This window comes from Actinomyces sp. zg296 (assembly GCF_009829695.1).
In the GTDB taxonomy this organism is placed as follows: domain Bacteria; phylum Actinomycetota; class Actinomycetes; order Actinomycetales; family Actinomycetaceae; genus Actinomyces; species Actinomyces marmotae.
In genome coordinates, this window is record NZ_VWPG01000016.1 from 1 (window position 1) to 20,421 (window position 20,421).

15 protein-coding genes, 3 tRNA genes and 1 pseudogene are annotated in these 20,421 nt (G+C 71.1%); 13 read left to right on the forward strand and 6 right to left on the reverse strand.

All coding sequences use genetic code 11. The features are described 5' to 3' along the window. Positions 1-118 precede the first annotated feature (118 nt). The 3 genes from GVV76_RS09870 to GVV76_RS09880 all read right to left on the reverse strand — a co-directional run bounded on the left by GVV76_RS09870 (position 119) and on the right by GVV76_RS09880 (position 4,459). On the reverse strand, positions 119-610 hold the full coding sequence (locus tag GVV76_RS09870) for a phage holin family protein (RefSeq protein ID WP_159626761.1): 492 nt from the start codon (positions 608-610) through the stop codon (positions 119-121). A gap of 163 nt (positions 611-773) precedes the next feature. Continuing rightward, positions 774-2,510, reverse strand: coding sequence for an ABC transporter ATP-binding protein (locus tag GVV76_RS09875; protein WP_159626763.1), 1,737 nt, complete (start codon positions 2,508-2,510; stop codon positions 774-776). Beyond that, positions 2,510-4,459, reverse strand: a complete 1,950-nt coding sequence (locus GVV76_RS09880; RefSeq protein WP_236263398.1) for an ABC transporter transmembrane domain-containing protein — start codon at positions 4,457-4,459, stop codon at positions 2,510-2,512. Before GVV76_RS09880 ends, GVV76_RS09875 begins: the two co-directional genes overlap by 1 nt. 275 nt (positions 4,460-4,734) lie before the next feature. Between GVV76_RS09880 and GVV76_RS09885 the strand changes: the two genes are divergently transcribed. Continuing rightward, complete coding sequence (locus GVV76_RS09885; protein ID WP_159626765.1) at positions 4,735-6,078, forward strand: hypothetical protein; 1,344 nt, start codon at positions 4,735-4,737, stop codon at positions 6,076-6,078. A 96-nt stretch (positions 6,079-6,174) separates the two neighbouring features. Here the strand turns inward: GVV76_RS09885 and GVV76_RS09890 are convergent, their stop codons facing one another. Both GVV76_RS09890 and GVV76_RS09895 read right to left on the reverse strand, forming a co-directional pair. Then, positions 6,175-7,470, reverse strand: a complete 1,296-nt coding sequence (locus GVV76_RS09890; protein WP_159626767.1) for a glycoside hydrolase family 3 N-terminal domain-containing protein — start codon at positions 7,468-7,470, stop codon at positions 6,175-6,177. Positions 7,471-7,540: 70 nt separating this feature from the next. Continuing rightward, entirely contained in the window at positions 7,541-7,930 is a 390-nt protein-coding gene (locus GVV76_RS09895) for a metallopeptidase family protein (RefSeq protein ID WP_159626769.1), read from the reverse strand. A 129-nt stretch (positions 7,931-8,059) separates the two neighbouring features. Here GVV76_RS09895 and GVV76_RS09900 point away from each other — a divergent pair. From GVV76_RS09900 to GVV76_RS09940, 9 genes and pseudogenes are all read left to right on the forward strand, one after another. Continuing rightward, positions 8,060-8,132: transfer RNA gene (locus GVV76_RS09900), tRNA-Glu, on the forward strand. Positions 8,133-8,184: 52 nt separating this feature from the next. After that, positions 8,185-8,258, forward strand: a tRNA-Asp gene (locus GVV76_RS09905). Between the two features lie 48 nt (positions 8,259-8,306). Continuing rightward, a tRNA-Phe gene (locus GVV76_RS09910) sits at positions 8,307-8,379 on the forward strand. Between the two features lie 177 nt (positions 8,380-8,556). Beyond that, a complete protein-coding gene (locus tag GVV76_RS09915) occupies positions 8,557-9,828 on the forward strand; it encodes a mechanosensitive ion channel family protein (protein ID WP_159626771.1) in 1,272 nt (423 codons plus the stop codon). 148 nt (positions 9,829-9,976) lie between these two features. Continuing rightward, a pseudogene (gene msrB / locus GVV76_RS09920) lies at positions 9,977-10,399 on the forward strand (peptide-methionine (R)-S-oxide reductase MsrB); the annotation flags it as partial. A 131-nt stretch (positions 10,400-10,530) separates the two neighbouring features. After that, positions 10,531-11,499 carry an endonuclease/exonuclease/phosphatase family protein gene (locus GVV76_RS09925; protein WP_159626773.1) on the forward strand — a complete coding sequence of 323 codons (969 nt, stop codon included), beginning with the start codon at positions 10,531-10,533 and terminating at the stop codon, positions 11,497-11,499. Between the two features lie 29 nt (positions 11,500-11,528). Next, complete coding sequence (locus tag GVV76_RS09930) at positions 11,529-12,485, forward strand: AEC family transporter (protein ID WP_159626775.1); 957 nt, start codon at positions 11,529-11,531, stop codon at positions 12,483-12,485. A 134-nt stretch (positions 12,486-12,619) separates the two neighbouring features. Continuing rightward, positions 12,620-13,531, forward strand: coding sequence for an EamA family transporter (locus tag GVV76_RS09935; RefSeq protein ID WP_159626777.1), 912 nt, complete (start codon positions 12,620-12,622; stop codon positions 13,529-13,531). A 980-nt stretch (positions 13,532-14,511) separates the two neighbouring features. Further along, entirely contained in the window at positions 14,512-16,074 is a 1,563-nt protein-coding gene (locus GVV76_RS09940) for a DEAD/DEAH box helicase (protein WP_159523720.1), read from the forward strand. Positions 16,075-16,107: 33 nt separating this feature from the next. On the opposite strand, the gene GVV76_RS09945 is transcribed toward GVV76_RS09940, so the two are convergent. After that, positions 16,108-17,094 carry a CAP domain-containing protein gene (locus GVV76_RS09945; RefSeq protein ID WP_159626779.1) on the reverse strand — a complete coding sequence of 329 codons (987 nt, stop codon included), beginning with the start codon at positions 17,092-17,094 and terminating at the stop codon, positions 16,108-16,110. A gap of 468 nt (positions 17,095-17,562) precedes the next feature. Here GVV76_RS09945 and GVV76_RS09950 point away from each other — a divergent pair, with 468 nt between their 5' ends. From GVV76_RS09950 to GVV76_RS09960, 3 genes are all read left to right on the forward strand, one after another. Further along, complete coding sequence (locus GVV76_RS09950; protein WP_159626781.1) at positions 17,563-17,862, forward strand: gamma-glutamyltransferase; 300 nt, start codon at positions 17,563-17,565, stop codon at positions 17,860-17,862. A 134-nt stretch (positions 17,863-17,996) separates the two neighbouring features. Continuing rightward, positions 17,997-19,439: a hypothetical protein gene (locus tag GVV76_RS09955; RefSeq protein WP_159626783.1), complete on the forward strand. Its 1,443-nt coding sequence runs from the start codon at positions 17,997-17,999 to the stop codon at positions 19,437-19,439. Positions 19,440-19,443: 4 nt separating this feature from the next. Further along, on the forward strand, positions 19,444-20,349 hold the full coding sequence (locus GVV76_RS09960; RefSeq protein WP_159626785.1) for a DNA adenine methylase: 906 nt from the start codon (positions 19,444-19,446) through the stop codon (positions 20,347-20,349). Positions 20,350-20,421: the final 72 nt, after the last annotated feature.

The window sequence follows — 20,421 nt, forward strand, 5'->3', positions numbered from 1 at the left end:
GGCGCGGGCCGCTCAGGCAGCGACGCCGCGGCCCGTGCCGCGGGGGGCGCCGACCGCGCGGTCGCCCCCGTCGCTGCCGGCCGACCGCCGGGCATGATGCCGTACTCTGGCTGGGCGCTCATAGCGCCTCGCCTCCCTTCCTCAGGCCGGAGGCGACGGCGGACTTCACGGTCTCCGCGCTGGAGCGCAGGCCCTCCTGGGGTGCCGGGACGTCACTGCGGCCCTTCTTGAGGCGCTTGACGCCCAGGAGCGCCAGGATCGCGACGATGATGAACAGGACGAGCGCCACGATGAGGTAGCTGGCCCACAGTGGCAGCGCGAGTGCCAGCAGGCGCACGATTCCCCCCAGGAGGATCCCGAAGGCGAACAGTGCGAGGACGCCCGCCGCGCCGAGAAGCGCCGCGCCGAGCCCCAAGTTCGTGACCATGCGCTTGCCCTTGGCCTTGGCCAGGTCGATCTCGCCCTGGATGAGACCGGAGATGTTCTCCGAGATCCGGGCGATGAGCTCGCCGATCGTCGGTTGGGGGCCGCGCGCGCCGCCCTGGCCTCCCTGGCCGTGGGAGTTGGGTGTGCCTGGCAGTGGCGGCGGCGTGGTGGGAGTCTCGCTCATGGTTGACCCTCCTGGTCGGGTGCGCGGTCGGGCGCGGTGCGCGGATGCTCCACACAGGATGTCATACCGCGCGGCGCCGCGCGTGACGCGTGCACGCATGGGCGCCGCGCTACGGCGCCCAGGGGAAAGGGTCCATCCGCCCTTGGCCCGCGGGAGTGGTCCTTCAGGAGCGGCTCCAGGTCTCCCACAGGGAGGCGTACTCCCCGCCGAGCGCCACGAGCTCGTCATGCGTGCCCAACTCGGTGATTCTGCCCCCCATGACCACGGCGATCCGGTCGGCGTCGTGGGCGGTCGACAGGCGGTGGGCGATCTCGACGACCGTGCGCCCGGCCAGCGCTGTGGACAGCGCGCGCTCCAGGCGCCGGGCCGCGCCGGGGTCCAGCAGGGAGGTCGCCTCGTCGAGGATGAGGGTGTGCGGGTCGAGCAGGACCAGCCTCGCCAGGGCCACCTCCTGGGCCTGGGCCGGCGTGAGCGCCAGGTTGCCCGAGCCGACGCGCGTGCCCATCCCATCGGGAAGGGCACTCACCCAGGCATCGGCCCCGATGGAGGCCAGCGCCCGGCGCAGGGTTTCGTCGTCGGCATCCGGGCGCGCCAGGCGAAGGTTGTCCGCGATCGAGCCGACGAACACGTGGTGCTCCTGCGTCACGAGGGCCACGTGCCCGCGCAGTTCGGCCTCGGTCAGGTCGGTCAGGCTCACCCCGCCGACAGTCACCCTCCCCGAGGTCGGCGGGTTGATGCCCGCGAGCATCCGCCCCAGCGTGGACTTGCCCGATCCGGACGGGCCGACGACGGCGAGCCTCTCCCCAGGCACAAGCTCCAGGCAGATGCCGTGGAGCACCTCGACGCCCTCGCGGTAGGCGAAGCGGACGTCGTCGAGCACGATCCGCTCGCCCCGGGGGACCTCGCCGGTGGGGGCGCGGTCCGGCGGGACTTCCTCGACCCCCATGATCCGCGACAGCGCCGCCTGGGTCACCTGAAGCAGGTCGATCCAGAACATGAGCTGGCCGATGGGCTTGCGGATCTCCATGGCGTACAGCGCCACCGTGGTGATCTCGCCCAGGCCCGCCCAGCCGCGCGAGGCCAGGAATCCTCCCCACAGCAGAACCACGACCACCGGGGCCCGCCAGGCGACGTCGAGAATGAGGAACATGACCAGGCGCAGGCGCGCGGCCAGCTCCTCCAGGCTCCAGGCCTCGGCGATATCGGCCCGCAGGGCCGCCTCACGGCGGGCCCCCAGGGCCAGTGCGTCCACGGTCTCAGCGTGCTCAACGGTCTCGGAAACCGTCCCATTCAGACGCGCGACGGCGGCCAGGTCCGCCCGGTAGACCGGCACCGCGCGGCGCAGGTACCAGCGCATCGTCAGCCACACGGGCGGCGCGATGACGCCCAGGGCCAGGGCGAGCAGCCAGTCGGCGGTGAAGGCGGCCAGGACCGTGAAGACGATCGTCACCACGCACACCATGATCTGGGGGATCCCCACCCTCACGAGGAACTCGATGCGGGAGATGTCGTTGGTGGTGCGGCCCACGAGGTCCCCGGTGCCCGCAGACTCGACGGCGGACAGGGGCAGGTGGACCACCCGCGACATCATCCGCTCGCGAAGGTCGGCGAACACCGACTCGCCCAGGGTGCGCGCGTGCATCTGCGCGTAGCGGTTGAGGAGCGCCCCCAGCAGCGTGACGACGACGATCGCCCCCACGACGCCATCCACGTAGGAAGCGCTCGCGGTTCCCCGCGAGACGTGGGTGACGAGCCGGCCCAGCAACTGGGGGGAGACCAGCGTGGCCAGGACCGCGGCGATCTGGAGGGCCAGGACGCCGACGAAGCGCCAGCGGTAGGCGGAGATAATGCCCAGTGCCTTGCGCATGGCGACGCGACCGGGGGCCAGGGGCAGCGCCATCAGCGATCCACCCCCCTGGTGGGCTCGACCGCCGGGGCGGCGGCCGAGTCCGCGCCTGAGTCATCGCCGTCGGGACCCTCCTCAGAGCCGGTGGCGCGGGCGACGATCCGCCGGTAGGCCAGCGCGGGCTCATCCCCCGCCCCCGCGCGCGCGAGCAGCTCACGGTGGGTGGCCCGAGCGCGCTCGCGGCCATCCTCACCCAGGAGGACGACCTCATCGCAGACCGCCAGGACCAGCGGTGACTCGGTGACCACCACGGTGGTGCGCCCGGCGCGCGCCGCGCGGATCCGCTGGGCCACCCGCGCCTCGGTGTGGGAGTCGAGGGCGGAGGTCGGGGAGATGAGCACGAGGGCGGGCGCCTCGGTGAGCAGGGTGCGGGCCAGGGCGACCCTCTGGCGCTGCCCGCCGGACAGGGAGAGCCCCTTCTCCGTGATCATCCCGGCGAGGCCGCCGTCCAGGGAGGTGAGGACGTCGTTCGCGTCGGCGGCCTCCAGGGCGGCCAGGAGCCGGTCGTCGCCATCGGCCTGGCGCGGCTGCGGGCGGACCTGCTGGTCGACGTCGGCCACCCCGGCCCTGCGGGCCTCCGCCCGGGCGAGCTCGGCTGGGCCCACGGGGATGGGGTCGGGGGCGTCCCGCCCGGAAAGCGCCTGGCGCAGGGTCCCGGTGAAGAGTTGGGCCTCGGCCCCCGCCACGACGATGCTCGCCCGCGCCCGGGCCAGTCCCATCTCCCGCAGGTCGACGCCGTCCAGCGTGACGGGGGAGGCGCCGTCGTCGAAGCGCCCCAGACGGGTGGCCAGGGCGGCGGAGACATCCGGGTTGGGGGCGACGATCGCCGTCATAAGCCCGGGGGCGAAACTGGCCCCGGAGGCGGTGTCGTGGATCATGCCGGTCACGGGCTCGGCGGAGCGCATGTCGCGCTCCAGGCGCTGGCGCTCGGCGGCGGTCCCGGCGGCGGGGGTGGTCTCGAGGAGCCGGCGCAGGCGGCGCACGCCCACCACGGCGCGCGTGTACTCCTGGACGGAGAAGGAGAAAACCATGAGGGGCCAGGACAGGTAGGCGGTGTAGCCGTAGAAGGTGACGAGCTCTCCGGCGGTGATCTCCCCCTCGATGGCCAGCCTGGCCGCGGCCCACACGACGGCGGCCACGAACAGCCCTGGGAGGAGGACCTGCAGGCTCATGAGGATCGACTGGGTTCCGGCCACCTGCACGCCCCGGCGCCGCAGTTCCTGAGAGGCCCGCCGGTAGCGGTCGGCGAAGACCTCCTCCCCGCCGATGCCGCGCAGGATCCGCAATCCGGCGACGGTGTCGGTGGTGATCGTGGCGACCTCCGACTGCGCCTCGCGCTGGCGCGACTGGCGCGACTGGAGGGGCTTGATGACGAGGGTGACGATCCACGCCGTCAACGGCATCCCGATGATGACGATCGTGCCCAGCAGTGGGGAGGTGCGCAGCATGAGCACGGCGACGACCGCGAAGGACACCGCGGCCCCGATGACCGGGACCGCGCGCTGGAAGAAGGTGCCGATGGAGTCCGAGTCTGAGGCCACGATCGAGGAGACCTCGCCTGAGGAGGTCTGGTGGCTCAGGGCGGCGCCGGTGATGGTCGCCTGGCGGCCGACGAGGCGGTCGATGTCGAAGGAGATGCGCAGGCGCACGAGGGTGGAGAAGTAGGACAGCGCCGTGTCCCCGACGGCGTAGACGCAGAACAGGGCGAGCAGGCCCAGGGCGAGGGCCCAGATGCGCGCTGTCAGGCCGTGCTCGATCCCCGAGTCGAGGGCGGCGCCGAGGAACGCCGGGACGATCGCCTGGATGACATTGGCGACGATGGAGGCCGCGCAGGCGACGGCGAAGGGCGCGGCGGCGCGCCGCAGCAGCCAGGCCAGCACGGTGCGGGTGGAGCGCGTGGGCGGTGTGGCCAGCGGCGCGTCCGGTACGGGCAGGAATCGCATGATCCCCCGAGCCTAACTGTCACGCCGTCCCCATGACCCTCCCTCCCCCAAGAGCGAGACCGGTCGAAAATAGGAGCGAGACCGGTTCCGGAACCGGTCTCGCTCCTATTTTCGACCGGTCTCGCGAGAGGGGCGGGCGGGGTGGTCTCACGCCTCTTGGCCTGGCCAGCGCGCTCATGGTTAGGATCGGGGCCGACCCGAGTCCGAGGCATGGCGGTGGTGCGCCCCGGCCCTCGGGTGATCACCCCCCGACCGCGTTCTCCTGGGAGGCTCCCGTGGATCCCCGACAGCTCGACGCCGAGGCCGACGCTCCGCACGAGGATCTGCCGGCCAGCGCGGCCAGCGGTGAGGAGGCCGGGACGGGCGATGTCGCCCCCCTGCCCCCGATGGATGACGCGGCCGCCTGGGCCGACACTCCCAGCCAGGCGCCCACGAGCTTCGCCGATCCCGTGCCGCGGGCCGCCTACCCGGGGTTCCCCGCTCCCTCCGCCCACAGTGCGCCGTCGGCCCACATGGTCCCGACGCCGTACCAGCAGGTCCTCCCTTACCAGCCCCAGCCCGCCGCCGAGCCCGCCCCCCTGCCTCAGGAGCAGTGGTCATCTCAGCGGGGGCTCCTCGTCGTCGTCATCATCCTGCTGCTCGTCATCGCCGCGGGTGGTGGCGTGTGGTACGGCACCACCCGCCACGGGGACGATGCCACGGGCGCGAGCGCCGTGGCCGCCGACGGCGCTCCCCAGGGCTCACTGGCCCCGGCTCAGGGCTCCCAGCCCGCCTCCGTCGAGGGCTCGGTGACGATGGGCTCCACTATCGAGGCCTGCGGCACCGCCCCGAGTCTCACCCCGACCTCGGTGACCGAGTCGAACGGGGAGCTCCAGGTGTCGGTCAGGGCGGCCTCGTCCTGCGCCGACGGTGACTTCCTGGCCGGCAGCGTCGACCGCCTCTACGTCAAGGCGCCGTCGGGCCAGGGAGGGGCCGACGACGTGGTGGCCAATGGCCGCTTCGACTTCTCCGCCAATCCCTTCTTCATCCCCTCCAGCGGCAGGACGCTCACCCTGAGGTTCGGGGCGGGCCATTACTTCCGCTCAGCGGGGGATTTGAGCGCCTCGACCATCAGCGTCGGCGCCGAGCCCGATCGGAGCGCCGGCAGCAGCCTGCCCGCCCAGGGGGTGGGGAGCGGCGTCGTCTCCGCGCTCGCGCTCCCCGAGACCCATCCCGCCGACAACGCCCTTGAGGACGCGGCCGCCTCCAGCGCCCTGCGGTGGCAGAAGGCCCGTGACAAGACGACGGTGACCTCCACCCTCAAGGGCAAGTGGACACCCCAGCTGTCCTCCAAGCGGGCGGGGCTCGTCGCCGAGGGCAAGACCTGGGACAGCCGCGCCACTCTTGAGGAGTTCCAGGCCACGCGCCGCGGCGTGCCCACCGCCGTTCTCATCAACAGCGACGAGTGGCCGGTCTTCGATGCCGGCGGCGGCTGGTGGGTGACCCTGGCCGGCGTCGCCTACGACACCCCGGAGCAGGCCAACGCCTGGTGCGACGCGCAGGGCCTGGACCGGGACCACTGCTTCGCCAAGAAGATCGACACCACCGGCACCCCGGACGGCACCACCAAACTGCGCTGATGACCGCCTCAACGCGAGCGGAATGCCGGAAACGCTGATTCTGAGGACTGGGTGCGCCCATGTGCTAGGGGGCGGGGAGCGGGGGCGGGGATCGCCTCACCTGTCAGCGGTGGCCCCTTTGATGCCCTTGAGCGCCAGGATCCGCCGGGCCGACTCATCGATCCGCGCCGCCAATGCCGGATCGGACCGCGCCGCTGAGACGAGCGCCGTCGCCATGGCGCCCGCCACCGAGGCATCGGCCGAGGCCAGGACGAGGTCACAGCCCGCCCTCACGGCTCTCACCGCGCGCTCGCCCACCCCCCAGTCCCGCACCTGGACGGCGGCCGAGACGTCGTCGGTGATGACGACGCCGGTGAAGCCCATCTCGGTGCGCAGCATGTCCGTGACGATCGTGGAGGAGAAGACGGCGGGCGCACCGGCGTCGATCCGTGAGTAGTAGGCGGAGGAGACCATGATGACCTCGGCTCCGCCCGCGATCGCGTCCCCGAAGACCTCGACGGCGGGGTCCCCGCCGCGCGTCGTCACCGAGTCGGTGACACCGGAGGCGGTGTCCGTGTTCTCCTTGACCCGGCCCAGCCCGGGGAAGTGCTTGAAGGTGGGGATGACGCCGGCGGCGCGCATCCCCTCGGCGAAGGCCCTGGCCTGGGAGCTTACCGTGGCGGCGTCGTGGCCGTACTCGCGGTGCCACTGGCCGATGGGGGCGTTGGAGGCGGGGCTGGCGATATCGACGAGGTCGGCGACCGGCGCCAGGTTCATCGTCACCCCGGCACTCGCGAGCTCCCGGCCCCAGGCCGTGGCGGAGGCGACCAGTTGCTCGCGCGGCTGCCTTGCCTGCTCGGAGCCCGATGGGATGGAGGAGAACCCGGGGCCGGACAGGACCTGAACGTTCCCGCCCTCCTGGTCGGTGGCCACGAGCATGGGGGTGCCGCGGGTGGAGGACTCGGTGAGCCCGGTGAGCGCTGAGACGGTCCGGCTGATCGCGGTTGCTGAAGCGGACGAGCGGCCGGACAGGAAGATATTGCCCGCATGGTGGGTGGTCACCGCGTCCTTGGCGGCCTGCGAGGGGGAGGCGGCGTCCACGCCCACCATGAGGAGCTGGCCGACCTTCTCTTCCAGGGACCAGCCCGCGAGCGGGTCGTCGGGGGCCGCCGTCCCCGACGGCGCGGCGGTCGGGGTCGGGGTGGGTTCTGACGTCGTCTGGGCGGGGGAGGGGGTGCCTGACGGGCTCTGCTCGGGCGCTGCCGTTGTGGGGCCCGAGGGGCCCTTGCCGCAGGCGGCCAGGCCGGCTGTCCCGATCAGGGCGGCCAGGAGCATGGGGCGCCGGCCCACGCGCTTCCGACCGGTGGGGTGGGCGCTGGCCGCGGGGGCGGGGCGCGGGTCGAGGGGCGTCATGTCCAGCACCATAGAGGACGCCGCCGGGATGGACCGGTGGGCAGCGGCGAGCGGCAAAGCGCCGTGGGGCTCACTGCCAGCCGAGCTCGTGGAGGCGCTCGTCGGAGATGCCGAAATGGTGGGCGATCTCGTGGATGACGGTCACGGCGATCTCCTCGACCAGTTCTTCGCGGCTGTCGCACCAGCGCTCCAGGGGCCCGGAGAAGATGAGGATCCGGTCCGGCAGGGCCCCGGACCAGCCCTCGTCGCGCTCGGTCAGGGGGACGCCGTCGTAGTAGCCCAGGAGCGTGGGCAGGCCGTCGTCGTCGTAGTCCTCGTGCGTGAGGAGCTCAGCGTCGGGCTCGGCCTCGATGATGATGGCGGCGTTGTCGATCTGGTCGAGGAGGGCGTCGGGGATGAGGCCGAGTCCGGCGTCGACGGCGTTCTCGAACTCCTCGGCGGTCAGGTGGGCTGGTGCCATGGTGCCTATGGTGTCATGGCGGCATTCCGCCGTGGTGAGGTGACTCACGCCCAGCAGATTTGCGCGCTCTCATCGGCGCCGCCTAAGGTTCTTCCTGGTTCGAGGCGCGACGACGCCAAGGGCATCTAGGCCCCCATCGTCTAGCGGCCTAGGACCCCGCCCTTTCACGGCGGTAGCACGGGTTCGAATCCCGTTGGGGGTACGGCTTGTGCGAGTGGAAGAACTCGAATAGAGTCCGGCTTCGTGCCATACGAGGCCTCGTGGCGCAGTTGGTTAGCGCGCCGCCCTGTCACGGCGGAGGTCGCGGGTTCAAGTCCCGTCGAGGTCGCGGAAGGGTCGGCCCGATCAGATGATGATCGGGCCGATCGCATCCCATGGCTCTGTAGCTCAGTTGGTAGAGCGTTCGACTGAAAATCGAAAGGTCACCGGATCGACGCCGGTCGGAGCCACTGCGATAGCCCCTGGAACCCACAAGGTTCCAGGGGCTTCGCGCATTTCTATAGCCTTCGCGAGCCCGTGTCACGGGCGATGGCGGCGGTCGGCGCGAAGCCGGAGAGGGCCCATCGGCCATCCTCCATCGACCCTCGCATGGGGCGGCCCCCGAGCCTCCTCAGTACGCTGTGCTTATGACGACGCCGCCGGTTCCCTGCCTGACCTCTATCCCCAGTCCGTCGGCCACCTCGATCCCCTCGACCCCTCCCGATCCCTCGGCCACGCCCACCCCGAGCGCCACCGCCACGCCCGGGAGCGTCGAGGTCGCCGTCGAGGCCACCTTCGACGTGGCGGCCCTCGCCGGAGCTGTCCTGCTGTTCGCGCTGGTGGGCGCGATCATCGCCATCGCCATCGTCTTCGCCCTGCGCGTCGTGGCGCGGCGCCGTGGCTACTACGCGCATTTCGTCGAGCACTGCCGCACGCCGCTGGTCATCCTGGGCAGCGCCCTGGGCGGCTACTTCGGCTGCCAGTTCGCCGCTGAGGACGGTGATGCGCCCGCGTGGACCAACGCCGCCCTCCACTTCCTGCTCATCGGCGTCATCGCGGCGTCGACCCTCCTCGTCGTCTCCCTGACCAAGGCCGTCGAGGCGCTCGTCGTCGAGGGGGTGCGCGCCCGCGGGGAGCCCGGGCGCGCCAACCGGGTGACGACCCAGGCCCAGATCCTGCGGCGCGTCGCCAAGGCCATCATCATCATCTGCGGGCTGGTCGGCGTCATCATGACCTTCCCCGCCGCCCGGGTCGCCATGGGATCCCTCCTGGCCTCCGCGGGCATCCTCTCGGTGGTCATGGGCCTCGCCGCCCAGTCGGCCCTGGGCAATGTCTTCGCCGGCATCCAACTGGCCAGCACCGACGCCATGAGGGTGGGGGACACCGTCGTCGTCCAGAAGGATCAGCAGGGCGTCATCGAGGAGATCACGCTGACCTACGTGGTCATGCGGACCTGGGACGACCGCCGCCTCATCCTCCCCTCCACGCACTTCACCCAGAACCCCTTCGAGAACTGGTCGCGCCGCTCTGCGCAGTACACCGGCACGGTGGACCTCGCTCTCGACTGGCGCGCGCCCATCGAGGCGATCCGGGCCCGGCTCGCGCATGTCGTCGCCGGGACGCCGCTGTGGGACGGGCGCCTGGCCTCCCTTTCCGTCCTCGACACCTCCACCGCGACGGTCATGCTGCGCATCGCAGTCTCCGGGCGCAACCCCGTCGATGTCTCCAGCCTGCGCGCCCATGTGCGCGAGGAGATCCTCGTCTGGTTGCAGCGCGAGGCCCCCGAGGCCCTGCCGCGCACCCGGATCCGCATCGAGACGGCCCAGGGTGTGTCCGCCGTCGCCCAGATGGAGGGAGCCGTCGCCGGGGCCCCGGCCCGGGACGACGGCGGGCCGGATCCTTCGGAGCCGACGGCCTGAGCGGATGGCGCGGTTCCCGGATCGTGAAAACAGCCCCTTCGGGCTCGCGCGATCGTCTCGGGCGGGCAACCATGGGCCCGTGAGCACCACGAGCAACCCGACCACGCCAGCACCGGACCGCACCCCCGCCGAGGAGACCGAAACCGACATCCCCCGCCTGGACCCGGCGGCCATCGCCCGCACTGACGCCCAGTGGCGAGCCCTCCTGGACCCCATGGAGTACCACGTGCTGCGCGAGGCCGGCACCGAGCGGGCCTTCACCGGCGCCCTCCTGGATGAGAAGCGCGTCGGCATCTACCGGTGCCGCGGCTGCGGGGCGGAGCTCTTCCGCTCGACCACCAAGTTCGAGTCCGGATGCGGCTGGCCCTCCTTCTACGACCCCGCCGACTCCCAGGCGGTCACCCTCCTGCGCGACACCTCCCACGGCATGGTTCGCACCGAGGTGCGCTGCGCCGCCTGCGACTCCCATCTCGGCCACGTCTTCGACGACGCCCCCCACACGCCCACCGGCCAGCGCTACTGCATGAACTCTGTGAGCCTGACCTTCGAGGCCGACGATGCCGCTCCCGACGGCGGCGAGTCCGAGGCCGCGGACGGCGGCGAGTCCGAGGCCGCGGACGGCGGCGATTCTGAGGCCGCGGACCGGGGCGCAGGACGGCTCCACTGGCTTCGGCGCCTCGGGCGGGCGTAGAGTCAGCCCCCGTGATCCGGGTGCTCAGCCTCAACCTCCAGCACTGCCTGCCTGGCGCCGGGGCCGAGCACGACAGCGGCACCGCCTCCCTAGCGGGCGCCAATATCACCAGCCCCGCCGCCGCGCGGACCGTGCTGGAGGCGCTCGCCGCCCAGATCGCCGCGCTCGCCCCCGACGTCGTCGCCCTCCAAGAGGTCGACATGCGCCAGAAGCGCTCCGGCGGTCTCGACCAGGCCGGAGAGCTCGCCCACCTGCTCGGCTGGGAGCACCACCGCTTCGCCGCGGCCTGGGCCGGGCCCGTGGTCGGCATGCGCCGCCGCCCCCTGCGCTCGCCCCTGGAGCGCGCCTGGGACGACGTCCTCGCCCCCGTCCATCTGATCAAGGGCCGCGGGCCCGCTGGATTCGGCAACGCGATCCTGTCCCGCCTGCCCGTGCGCTCCTGGCACGTGCGCCGCCTCGGCAGGGGCCCAGCCACCCTCAGCCGGCGGGGTGAGCGGGCCTGGAGCCCCCGCTCCTACCACCTCGAGACCTCCACCGCCCGCACCATGCTCGCCGCCCGGATCGATGTCCCCGGGCATGGCGGGGTCGACTCGATCACCGTGGCCTCCACGCATCTGGCCACGCGCACCGGCATGGCCGCCCGGCAGCTCGCCGCCGCCTGGGCGGCCCTGACCACCCTGCCCGGGCCGCGACTGCTGGCCGGAGACCTCAACATGGGGCCGGGCGGCGTCGCCGCCACCGGGGTGGCCCGCCCCCTGGGAGACGGGCCGACCTTCCCCGCCTGGGCTCCGCGCGAGCGCATCGACCACCTCCTCACCGATCCCTGGCCCATGGGCGCCGACGGGATGCCAGCCCTAGGCGCGCGGGCATCCTCGGAGGCCCCGGGCGCGCCGCTCCTGCGCGCGGTCGCCTGGGGGACCCGCGCCTTCGTCGTCTCCGACCATGTGGGCGCCTGGGCCGACCTCGAGCCGGTCCCGTGAGCGCGCCTCGCTGAGACCGTGATGAGACGATGCTGCGGATCATCAGCGGGCTGACGGTCTTCGCCGTCGTCATCACGATCGGGTGGGCCCTCGGGCGCGCCGGCGCGCTCCCACCCCGATCCGATCGCGTTCTCACCCGCCTGGCCTTCTTCGTCGCCACCCCCGCCCTCATGCTGACGACGCTGGCGGGCGCCGACCTGGGCGCCGTCGTCTCGCCAGGGGCGCTGGCAGCGATCATCGCCGAGCTGGCGACGATCGCCAGCGCCTGGGCAGCGCACCGGTGGCTGCTGGGGCGCGACACCGCCGACGCCCTCATCGGGGCACTGGCCTCGGGCTACGTCAACGCAGCGAACCTGGGGATACCGGTGGCGCTCCTCGTCGTCGGTGACGTGACACCGATCGCCCCGATCCTGCTGCTCCAGCTCGTCGTCCTGACCCCGGGCTCCTTCGCGATCCTCGACGTCATCACCGGCAGGCCGGGTCGGACCGCCCTGCGGCGCGCCACCGCGCCACTGCGCAACCCGCTGCTCATCGGCGTGGCGACGGGGACGGCCCTCAACCTGGCCGGCTGGGACCTGGCCGGGATCGCCGGAGGGAGCCTCGCCGAGGTCCTGGGCATGCTGGGCCGCATGGCGGTCCCCCTCATGATGCTCTCCCTGGGGCTGAGCCTGGCCGACTCGCAGCGCGAGCGCCGGGTGGGGCCTCTCGGGAGGGCGGCCGGTCCCGCCGCCCCGGCGCTGTGGTGCGCGGTGGGCTGGAAGCTGATCGTCGCGCCGCTCCTCGCTCTCGCCGTCGGCGGCCTCATGGGGCTGCGGGGCCAGGCACTGCTCGTGCCGGTGACCACCGCATGCCTGCCCACCGCGCAGAACGTCTTCCTGTACGCCTCGCGCTACGAGCGCTCCACGGAGCTGGCCCGCGACGCGGTCCTCCTGACCACGGCCGGATTCGCGCCGGTCGTCCTCCTCGCGGCGGCCGCCCTGGGCTGAGGGCCCGGGAGCGCCGACCGCATGGGCCAGTCCCCGGTGCCCCAGCGCGCGACAAGGTCCCCGGTATCCGCGCCTGCGTCGCCCAGGCCAGTCCCCGGTGCCCCAGCGCGCGAACGCGCGCGACAATGAGCCCCATGCTCTCCTCCTCAATCCGCCAGCGCGGCCTCCGGCCCAGGAAGATCGGCGCCGCGCTGACCGTCGTTCCCGCGCCGGGGATCTTCATCGCCACGGCCTTGTCGACCTACATGGGGGCCGGCTTCGCGGTGAGCCTGTTCTCCGTCATGCCGCCAGCAACGGTCGCCTGGTGGCGCATCACCATCGGTGCCCTCGTGCTGCTCGCCTGGCGACGGCCGTGGGGAGGCGGGCTGAGGGCGCGCGGGCGCGCCTGGACCCGCCGGGCGCTGGGGGCCGCCGCGGCCTTCGGCGTGGCCACGGCCACCATGAACGTCCTCTTCTACGCCTCGATCTCCTACCTGCCCATGGGCACCGCCGTCGCCCTGGAGTTCCTGGGGCCGGTGATGGTCGCCGTCCTCACCGGCAGGGGGTGGCGGACGAGGATCGCCGCGGCGCTCGCGATGGCCGGCGTGGCCGCGATCTCCGGGGTGGGCCTGGACATCTCCAATCCCGCGCATCGGACGGGCATGCTGCTGGCGCTGGCGGCAGGGCTCGCCTGGGCCGGCTACATTCTCCTGGGGCGCGAGGTCGCCACCGGCGGAATGGGCCTTGACGCGCTCGCGGTGGGCACGGCGGCGGGCGCGCTGTTCTACACCCCGTTGGCGGCGACGACGGCGTCCGGGGCCCTCAGCTCGACGGGGACGGCGGCGGCCGTGCTCGGGGTCGCGGTGCTCTCGACGGTCGTCCCCTACGCCCTCGACCAGGTCAACCTCGGGCGCTTGAGCACGGACACCTTCAGCCTCCTGACCTCCCTCATGCCGGCGACCTCCATGGTGGTGGGGATCGTCATGCTGCGCCAGACGCCCAATGCCGGCGAGCTCGTTGGACTCATCCTGGTGAGCCTCGCCGTCGCCCTCGCCGGCCGGTCATGAGGCGGTTGCCAGCGGGTCCGGCCCCTGGGGTGCCCCTATGTGGTGTGCCAAGTGGCGGTGGGTAGTGGTGTGGCTGGTTGTGGGTCGTGGAGGGAGCCGTTTCGGATCATGCGCGCGAGGTGATGATGTGGCGGTGGGCCAGATGTGGCGCCGCTGGCCCCCCGGGGTGCCGGGTTCGCGGCCTGGGCCCGGGGATACTGTCTCGGCCCGGGGATACCGTCTGCCCCCGGGGATACCGTCTCGGCCCGGCGTTGCGGTCTCGGCCTCCAGATACCGTCTGGGCCCGGGGATACCGTCTCGGCCCGGCGTTGCGCCCTCATCCTCGCAGTTTGAGGCGGTTTCTGCGGGGTGAGGCGGTATCCCGGGGGGTTGGGCGGCTCGTACTGGTCCGTGCTGGCTCGTGCTGGCCCGTGCTCGCTCGTGGGCCGGGGGCTGCGCGCGCCGCGGTGGCTGGCTTGGGGATGCGGTCCTTGGGTCCCAGTGGTCGGGCTTGCCGGCCTTGATGCCGATGAGCGCTCCGATGCCGATGAGCACGCCGATGTCGTGACCCCCCATGGTGGATGGTCCCTGACTTCACAGGCTGAATCAGCCTTTCGGCAACCGGTCCCGTTCCCGGGGGCGCGTCAGGCCTGAAAAATGGGTCGCTTCCCTGATCAGCGGTCACCAGTGCGTCGCGCGACGAGGGGTGGCTCTGGCCCCGGGAGTCACTCGATAGGCAGGGGGGGCGAGCCATCATGCCGACCACCGCTGGCCCAGCCACCAGCGCTCCTTCGGCCAGCAACCACCAACAAGGTAACGGGCGAGCGCGCCACCGCCCTTCATCGCCCCTCCCGCGCCCCGGGCGATGGGCGTCACACGCCTCCACCGCCGCCGAGCGGCGCGGGTCATGGCGCGGCAGGCGCGGTCCTGAGAGGATGACGATCGGCCCGGCGCCATGCCGCGGTCAGGCTGGCGCCCCGGCTCCGGCTCACCCAGGCCCCATGCGGGCGGGAGACGCCGTCGAGCCCCGATACCGGCACCCCGCAGCGCTGCGCCCGCCCACCGGCGGCGCCGCCCCGATCCAGACAGGACCCCTCGTGCCCGCCACCCGCAAGCGCCCCAGCGCGCCCGCCACATCCTCCACCGCATCCGGCTCCGCCGCCCAGGCGCCCGCCCCCACCTTCGCCGGGCTCGGCGTCGACCCCGACCTCGTCGCCGATCTCGCCGCGCGCGGCTTCACCGCCCCCTTCCCCATCCAGTCCGCGACCCTTCCCGACACCCTCGCCGGGCGCGACGTCCTCGGCCGGGGCCGCACCGGCAGCGGCAAGACCCTCGCCTTCTCGCTGCCCCTCGTGCAGCGCCTCGCCGACGAGGACTGCGCCCGCGCCGGCCATCCCATCGGCCTCGTCCTGGCCCCCACCCGTGAGCTCGCCCTCCAGATCGCCGAGACCATCAAGCCACTGGCGGCGGCACTCGACTTGACCGTCACCACGATCTTCGGTGGTGTCAACCAGAACCCGCAGGTCAAGGCCCTTCGCGCGGGAGTGGACATCGTCGTGGCCTGTCCCGGGCGGCTGCTCGACCTCATCGCCCAGGGCCACTGCTCCTTGGATGAGGTCAGCATCACCATCATCGACGAGGCCGACCACATGGCCGATCTCGGCTTCCTGCCCAGTGTGCGCCGCATCCTGCGCGCCACTCCCGCCGGCGGCCAGCGGATGCTCTTCTCCGCCACCCTCGACAACGGCGTTGACGCCATCGTCCGCGAGTTCCTCCACAACCCCCTCCAGCACGCCGTCGACCCCGCCTCCTCCCCGGTCACGGACATGGAACACCGGGTGTGGCTCCTGGCGGACAAGACCGCCAAGGACGGCGTCGTCATCCGCCTCGCCTCCGGCACCGGCCAGCGGATCCTCTTCACCCGCACCAAGCACCTCGCCCGCCGCCTGGCCCGCAAGCTCGTGACCGCCGGCATCCCCGCCGTCGAGTTGCAGGGGAACATGAGCCAGGGCGCCCGCGAGCGGGCCATGGGGGCCTTCACCTCGGGGGCCGTGCGCGTCATGGTCGCCACGGACATCGCCGCCCGCGGCATCGACGTCAGCGGCGTCGAGCTCGTCGTCCACGTCGATCCGCCCGCCGAGCACAAGGCCTACCTGCACCGCTCTGGCCGCACCGCCCGCGCGGGCGCCTCGGGCACCGTGGTCACCCTCGTCCTGCCCGAGCAGCGCAAGGATGTCCAGGTGCTCCTCAAGAAGGCCCGCATCAAGGCCGAGATGGAGCGCGTGCGCCCCGATGACGGCGCCGTCACCGCGCTCGTGGGCGAGCAGGCCGAACTCGTGGCCGCCGAGGACATGCCCGACGGCGTCGCCATCAAGGGAGGCCGACCCACCGGCGCCGGGGCTCAGGCGCCGGCCCGAGGCGCGCACGGCCGCAGGGCGGGGGAGGCCTCCCGCGCTGGGTCCCGCCACGGGGCGCGTCACGGTGGGCGCCGCACCGGGGCCGGGCAGAAGCCGCCGCAAGGGCAGAAGCGCTCCTCGCGCCGGGGCCGCCGCTCAGGGCGCTGACCGCGGCGGGGCGGCCCCAGCCGCCCTCGACTCCTACTTGCCTCTGAAGACGGCGCGCAGTCCGCGGAGCAGCGAGTCCGGGGAGGACCCCGAGGACGAGAGGTCCCACGGCTTGGTGACTGCTGGCCTGAGCCTGTTCGTCGCCGTCGTCGGATCGGCGGGGGTCGGCGCGGCCGACGCCGACGCGCTGGCCGGCTCCGAAGCGGCGGGCGCCGGGGCCTGGTAGCCCGCGGGGACGGAGGAGGCCGAGCCGCCACCGTTGGTCAGGGTGACGTCGTAGATCCCGGACCAGCCCACCGACTCGGCCGGCGCTGAATGGGCCCACAGCCCCTCACCGGTGAAGTACCCGGCTGAGGCGGCGAAGCCGATGCTCGTGATCGTCGGGTTGAGCAGGGTGTGCAGGTGCCCGGTCTCGTGGTTCCAGGCGCCGCCAGCAGCGACCAGCTTGTCGTACTCGCTGGCCCAGATACCGATCCCGGTTGAGATCGTCGCCGATTGATCGGTCGTCGCCGCCAGGATCTCGAAGGTCCCGTTGGTCACGTCCCCGATGTGGGCCGTGCTGTAGGACTCGCCGTTGGGGCGGCTGTGCTCGATCCTCCTCATCTCCAGGCACTCCACGAGGCGCTGCACGGAGACGCGCTCCATGTCCTGGTCCCACACCAGGGCGTCCGCGTAGGCCTCGGCGCTCGCGTAGCCCTGCTCCTGGGCGTAACTCTGGACGGTACCGCCGGTCGAGCCATCCACGCTCAGCAGTGGTGGATTCTTGGCCCACATATCCAGGCGCAGCTGGCGCACAGCCGCCAGGGCCTCGGCGCGGACGGACGGCTGGTCCAGGACCACGGTGCGTGTTCCCACACTGCCTGAGCCTAGGTGCACGCCGGTGTCCAGTCGGCTGGACGCGGCGGCGCTCGGGGCGATGGCGGCGGTGCCGCCGATGAGCGCTGCGCCGCCGGCGACAACCAGGCCGCCGATCTTGAGAGCGTCGCGTCGTGAGGTAGAGAGCGTGAAGGTGGTCGTCACAGGATTCTCCTTGCATCGGGATCGCGGTGCGCCGGCCACCCTAGTTGGCCTGCTCGTTTTCCTCACGGGATCGTGAGCGAGGTCGCGCGGTGTCCGCTCTCCGCAAACCCGCGGGTGGTGGTGGCCATGCCCAGCCCCGTGATGGCGGGGTCAGTGGGTCTGGGCCACCTCGGCCCCCACGCCCACCTGCGGCGCGCCGCGCGCTCCCACCGGAACGGGCGCGGCACGGCTAGCGGGACCAGCCCTGACTAGCATCGCTGCTATCGCTGCTATCGCTGCTATCGCTGCCATCGCTAGTCGCGCTAGTAGAGTTACAGAGACAACGACTGCGACCTCGGATAACCCACCACCCTAAGTTCTGTAGTACAATACGGGTATGGTCATCCACTGCACTGAGAGTGCTGGCAGGTACCGCATCCCGCACCTGGATATCGAGTATGTGCCCGGCCGCACCGAATAGGAGGAACGATGGCCCACATCACCGACAACGACGAGTTCGACGCCCTGGCCACCGCCGGCGCACTGCGCCCCATCGGCCAGCCGCTCGGTGGAGGCGACATCGCTGACGAGGACGGGCTCCGAGCGAGCATGGGTGGGCGCCCCAACCTCGGCTCCTCGCGCGCCACCGGAGCCGGCGCCTCCGCCCGACGCCAGGTCCGCCTGCCCGAGCCCCTCAACGACGCCCTCGACGCCTATGTCGTCGCCCACGCCACTACCCCCAGCGCCGTCATCCGCGACGCCCTGACCGCCTACCTCAACGCAGCCTGACCCTGACCTTCCTGCAGGCCTGACCACTCCAACCGCCTCACGAAGGACGCATCCCAATGCCCCCAGCCCCGAAAAGGCGCTCGATCACCCGTCTCCATCTGGACCTGCACAACCCGCGCCTCGGGCGCCCCGCGGTGACGTCCGAGAAGGAGGCCACCGAACGACTCATGAGCGAGTTCGGCCCAAAGATCATCGCCCTGGCTAAGAGTATCGCTGAGCACGGCCTAAACCCAACTGAGTCTTGGGCAGTTGTCAAGGAGGGGGGACAGTGCGTCGTGCTAGAGGGGAACCGCCGCCTAGTGGCTTGCCGAATGCTCGACAATCCCAGTAAGGCTCCCAGGGGCTACATCCGAACCTTCGAACGCATCAAGAGCGGCATCTCCGCCAGTCCAGAGGACCTCAAGCCCAACTGTGTCACATTCGAACGCAGGGCCGATGCCCGCTACTGGATCCAGATAAAACACCATGGCGCGGGAAACGGTGAGGGCACCGCTCCTTGGGGGCCGGAGATGGTCTACCTCCATCAGGTCGCAGGGAGGGGGCGGCCCGTGGAGTGGAACGAATTCTGGTACTGGCTCGAAGAGACTTATCGCAATGACGCAATCCTAATCGACTGGATCCACCAGGCTCGCCGCGAGCAGTACACTCTCATGGATCGCATCTACAATTGGGCAGTCAAAGACCTGTTGAAGGCGGAGTTTGGCCACGATGGAAAGCTTCGCGCCAGAGTGGACCCCGGCAAGATCAGGCCATTTATTGAGCAGCTGGTCACCGGAATGCTGGCAGGGAAGACGCTTGTGTCCGACAGCCTTGTCGGCCGTCCAACACCTGTCGCGCTCTCCTCTCGTACTCTCAACGACCGGCCGGCTGCCAGCGAGGTGCTTACCGATTTGTGGAAGAAGACGATCGGCAACGTCGACGTCGGCCCTGAGCCCAACAACCCGACGATTCACGTCGCGGTGAACACGGATCCCGCCTCCGAGTTGGGTAATCCGACAACTTCGGGCGCGGGCCCAGTAGATCGGCCGACAATACGGGAGCGGGCAAGAGGATCTCGTAATCGCAGCGACCGCCCTAGAAAGAGTGACACGCACCTCTATTACGGAGTAAAACGCTCCAATATGCCTAAGAGAGTTCAAGACATACTTAAAGAGTGCAGCAGTATCGAGATCAAAGTCTACCCCGAAACAGCCTCCATTATGGCGCGGGTGGCCGTCGAGGTTGCCGTCGATGCCATTATCGATAGTAAAAATCTCAAGAAACGGGAAAAATTAAAACTCACAGAAAAGATCGCCATCGTCATGCGGCATCTCGAGCCCAATTTAGACTCCAAGACTCCCGGTCGAGACGACCTGAAAGGAACGTGGGCGGCAGTACGTACCGACAAGGCAGATGGCCACTTCGTGCGAGATCTAAATGAATGTGTTCACGAACACACATTCACTGCTGCTCCTGAGATGGCTGAGAAGGCTCACCGCCTCTTCGTTCCGCTGCTCAACGCCATTAATGACGACCTCGGGAAGAGGGGTAGTCTGGCCCACGGGGTGTCCATGGGCCAGGAGAAAGAGCAGTCTTAGCCCAATGAGGTACCTCTCGCCGCTGCGCTATCCCGGGGGTAAGGCCCGTCTTGCGCCGCTCCTGGCCAGGATCGCGACCTGCCAGGACCCCACGCCCACCCACTACGCCGAGCCCTACGCCGGCGGCGCCGGCGCGGCCCTGCGACTCCTGGCCGACCAGGTCATTACCGATATCCACCTCAACGACCTCAACCCCGGCATCGCCGCATTCTGGCGCACCATCACCACCAAGGATGGCGCCGCCGAGTTCTGCGCCCTCATGGACGCCACCCCCATTACCGTCCAGCAGTGGCGCCACCAGCACCGCGTCTACATGAACGACGAGGCCAGCGGCGATGATCTCACACTGGGCTTCGCGACCTTCTTTCTCAACCGCACCAACCGCTCCGGCATCCTCGACGCCCGCCCCATCGGCGGCCTCAAGCAGACGGGAAGATGGAAGATCGACGCCCGCTTCAACAAGACCGCCCTGCGCCAGCGAATCGAGGCCATCGCTGCCCATGAGGGTAGGATCCACATCGCCCAGGCCGACGGCACCGCCTTCCTGGACTCCCTGGCCCCCCTGGGCCCCCGGGTCCTGGTCTACGCCGACCCCCCCTATGTCGAGAAGGCCCGCGACCTCTACCTGCACGCCTTCGACCACGACGCCCACCAGCGCCTGGCCGCCGCCCTGACATCCGCACCATGGCCCTGGGTACTGACCTACGATGACCTGGAAACCATCTGGGACGGCCTGTACGCTCAGCAGCGCTGCGCCCGCTTCGACATCCCCCACACCGCCGGTATCCAGCACGTTGGCAGCGAGACCATAGTCTACGGCCCCACACTCACCCTCCCGGGCGACACCCGCGTCACCCGCACGAGTATCGCCCACTGGATCAACTCGCCACTCGCACTCACTGCTGGATGAGAGGCGCGTTCCGGACTATGGGGGGAGCCAGTTTCCCGAGAGGGGACTGGTGACGGGGGATCGTCAGTGGAA

Excerpts from the sequence above, each read along its gene's own strand:
- GVV76_RS09940 (WP_159523720.1), top strand. The coding sequence starts at position 14,512 with ATGCGGGCGGGAGACGCCGTCGAGCCCCGATACCGGCACCCCGCAGCG.
- GVV76_RS09870 (WP_159626761.1), bottom strand. The coding sequence starts at position 610 with ATGAGCGAGACTCCCACCACGCCGCCGCCACTGCCAGGCACACCCAAC.
- GVV76_RS09875 (WP_159626763.1), bottom strand. The coding sequence starts at position 2,510 with ATGGCGCTGCCCCTGGCCCCCGGTCGCGTCGCCATGCGCAAGGCACTG.
- GVV76_RS09915 (WP_159626771.1), top strand. The coding sequence starts at position 8,557 with ATGACGACGCCGCCGGTTCCCTGCCTGACCTCTATCCCCAGTCCGTCG.
- GVV76_RS09895 (WP_159626769.1), bottom strand. The coding sequence starts at position 7,930 with ATGGCACCAGCCCACCTGACCGCCGAGGAGTTCGAGAACGCCGTCGAC.
- GVV76_RS09930 (WP_159626775.1), top strand. The coding sequence starts at position 11,529 with ATGCTGCGGATCATCAGCGGGCTGACGGTCTTCGCCGTCGTCATCACG.
- GVV76_RS09960 (WP_159626785.1), top strand. The coding sequence starts at position 19,444 with ATGAGGTACCTCTCGCCGCTGCGCTATCCCGGGGGTAAGGCCCGTCTT.
- GVV76_RS09890 (WP_159626767.1), bottom strand. The coding sequence starts at position 7,470 with ATGACGCCCCTCGACCCGCGCCCCGCCCCCGCGGCCAGCGCCCACCCC.
- GVV76_RS09880 (WP_236263398.1), bottom strand. The coding sequence starts at position 4,459 with ATGCGATTCCTGCCCGTACCGGACGCGCCGCTGGCCACACCGCCCACG.
- GVV76_RS09950 (WP_159626781.1), top strand. The coding sequence starts at position 17,563 with ATGGCCCACATCACCGACAACGACGAGTTCGACGCCCTGGCCACCGCC.
- GVV76_RS09935 (WP_159626777.1), top strand. The coding sequence starts at position 12,620 with ATGCTCTCCTCCTCAATCCGCCAGCGCGGCCTCCGGCCCAGGAAGATC.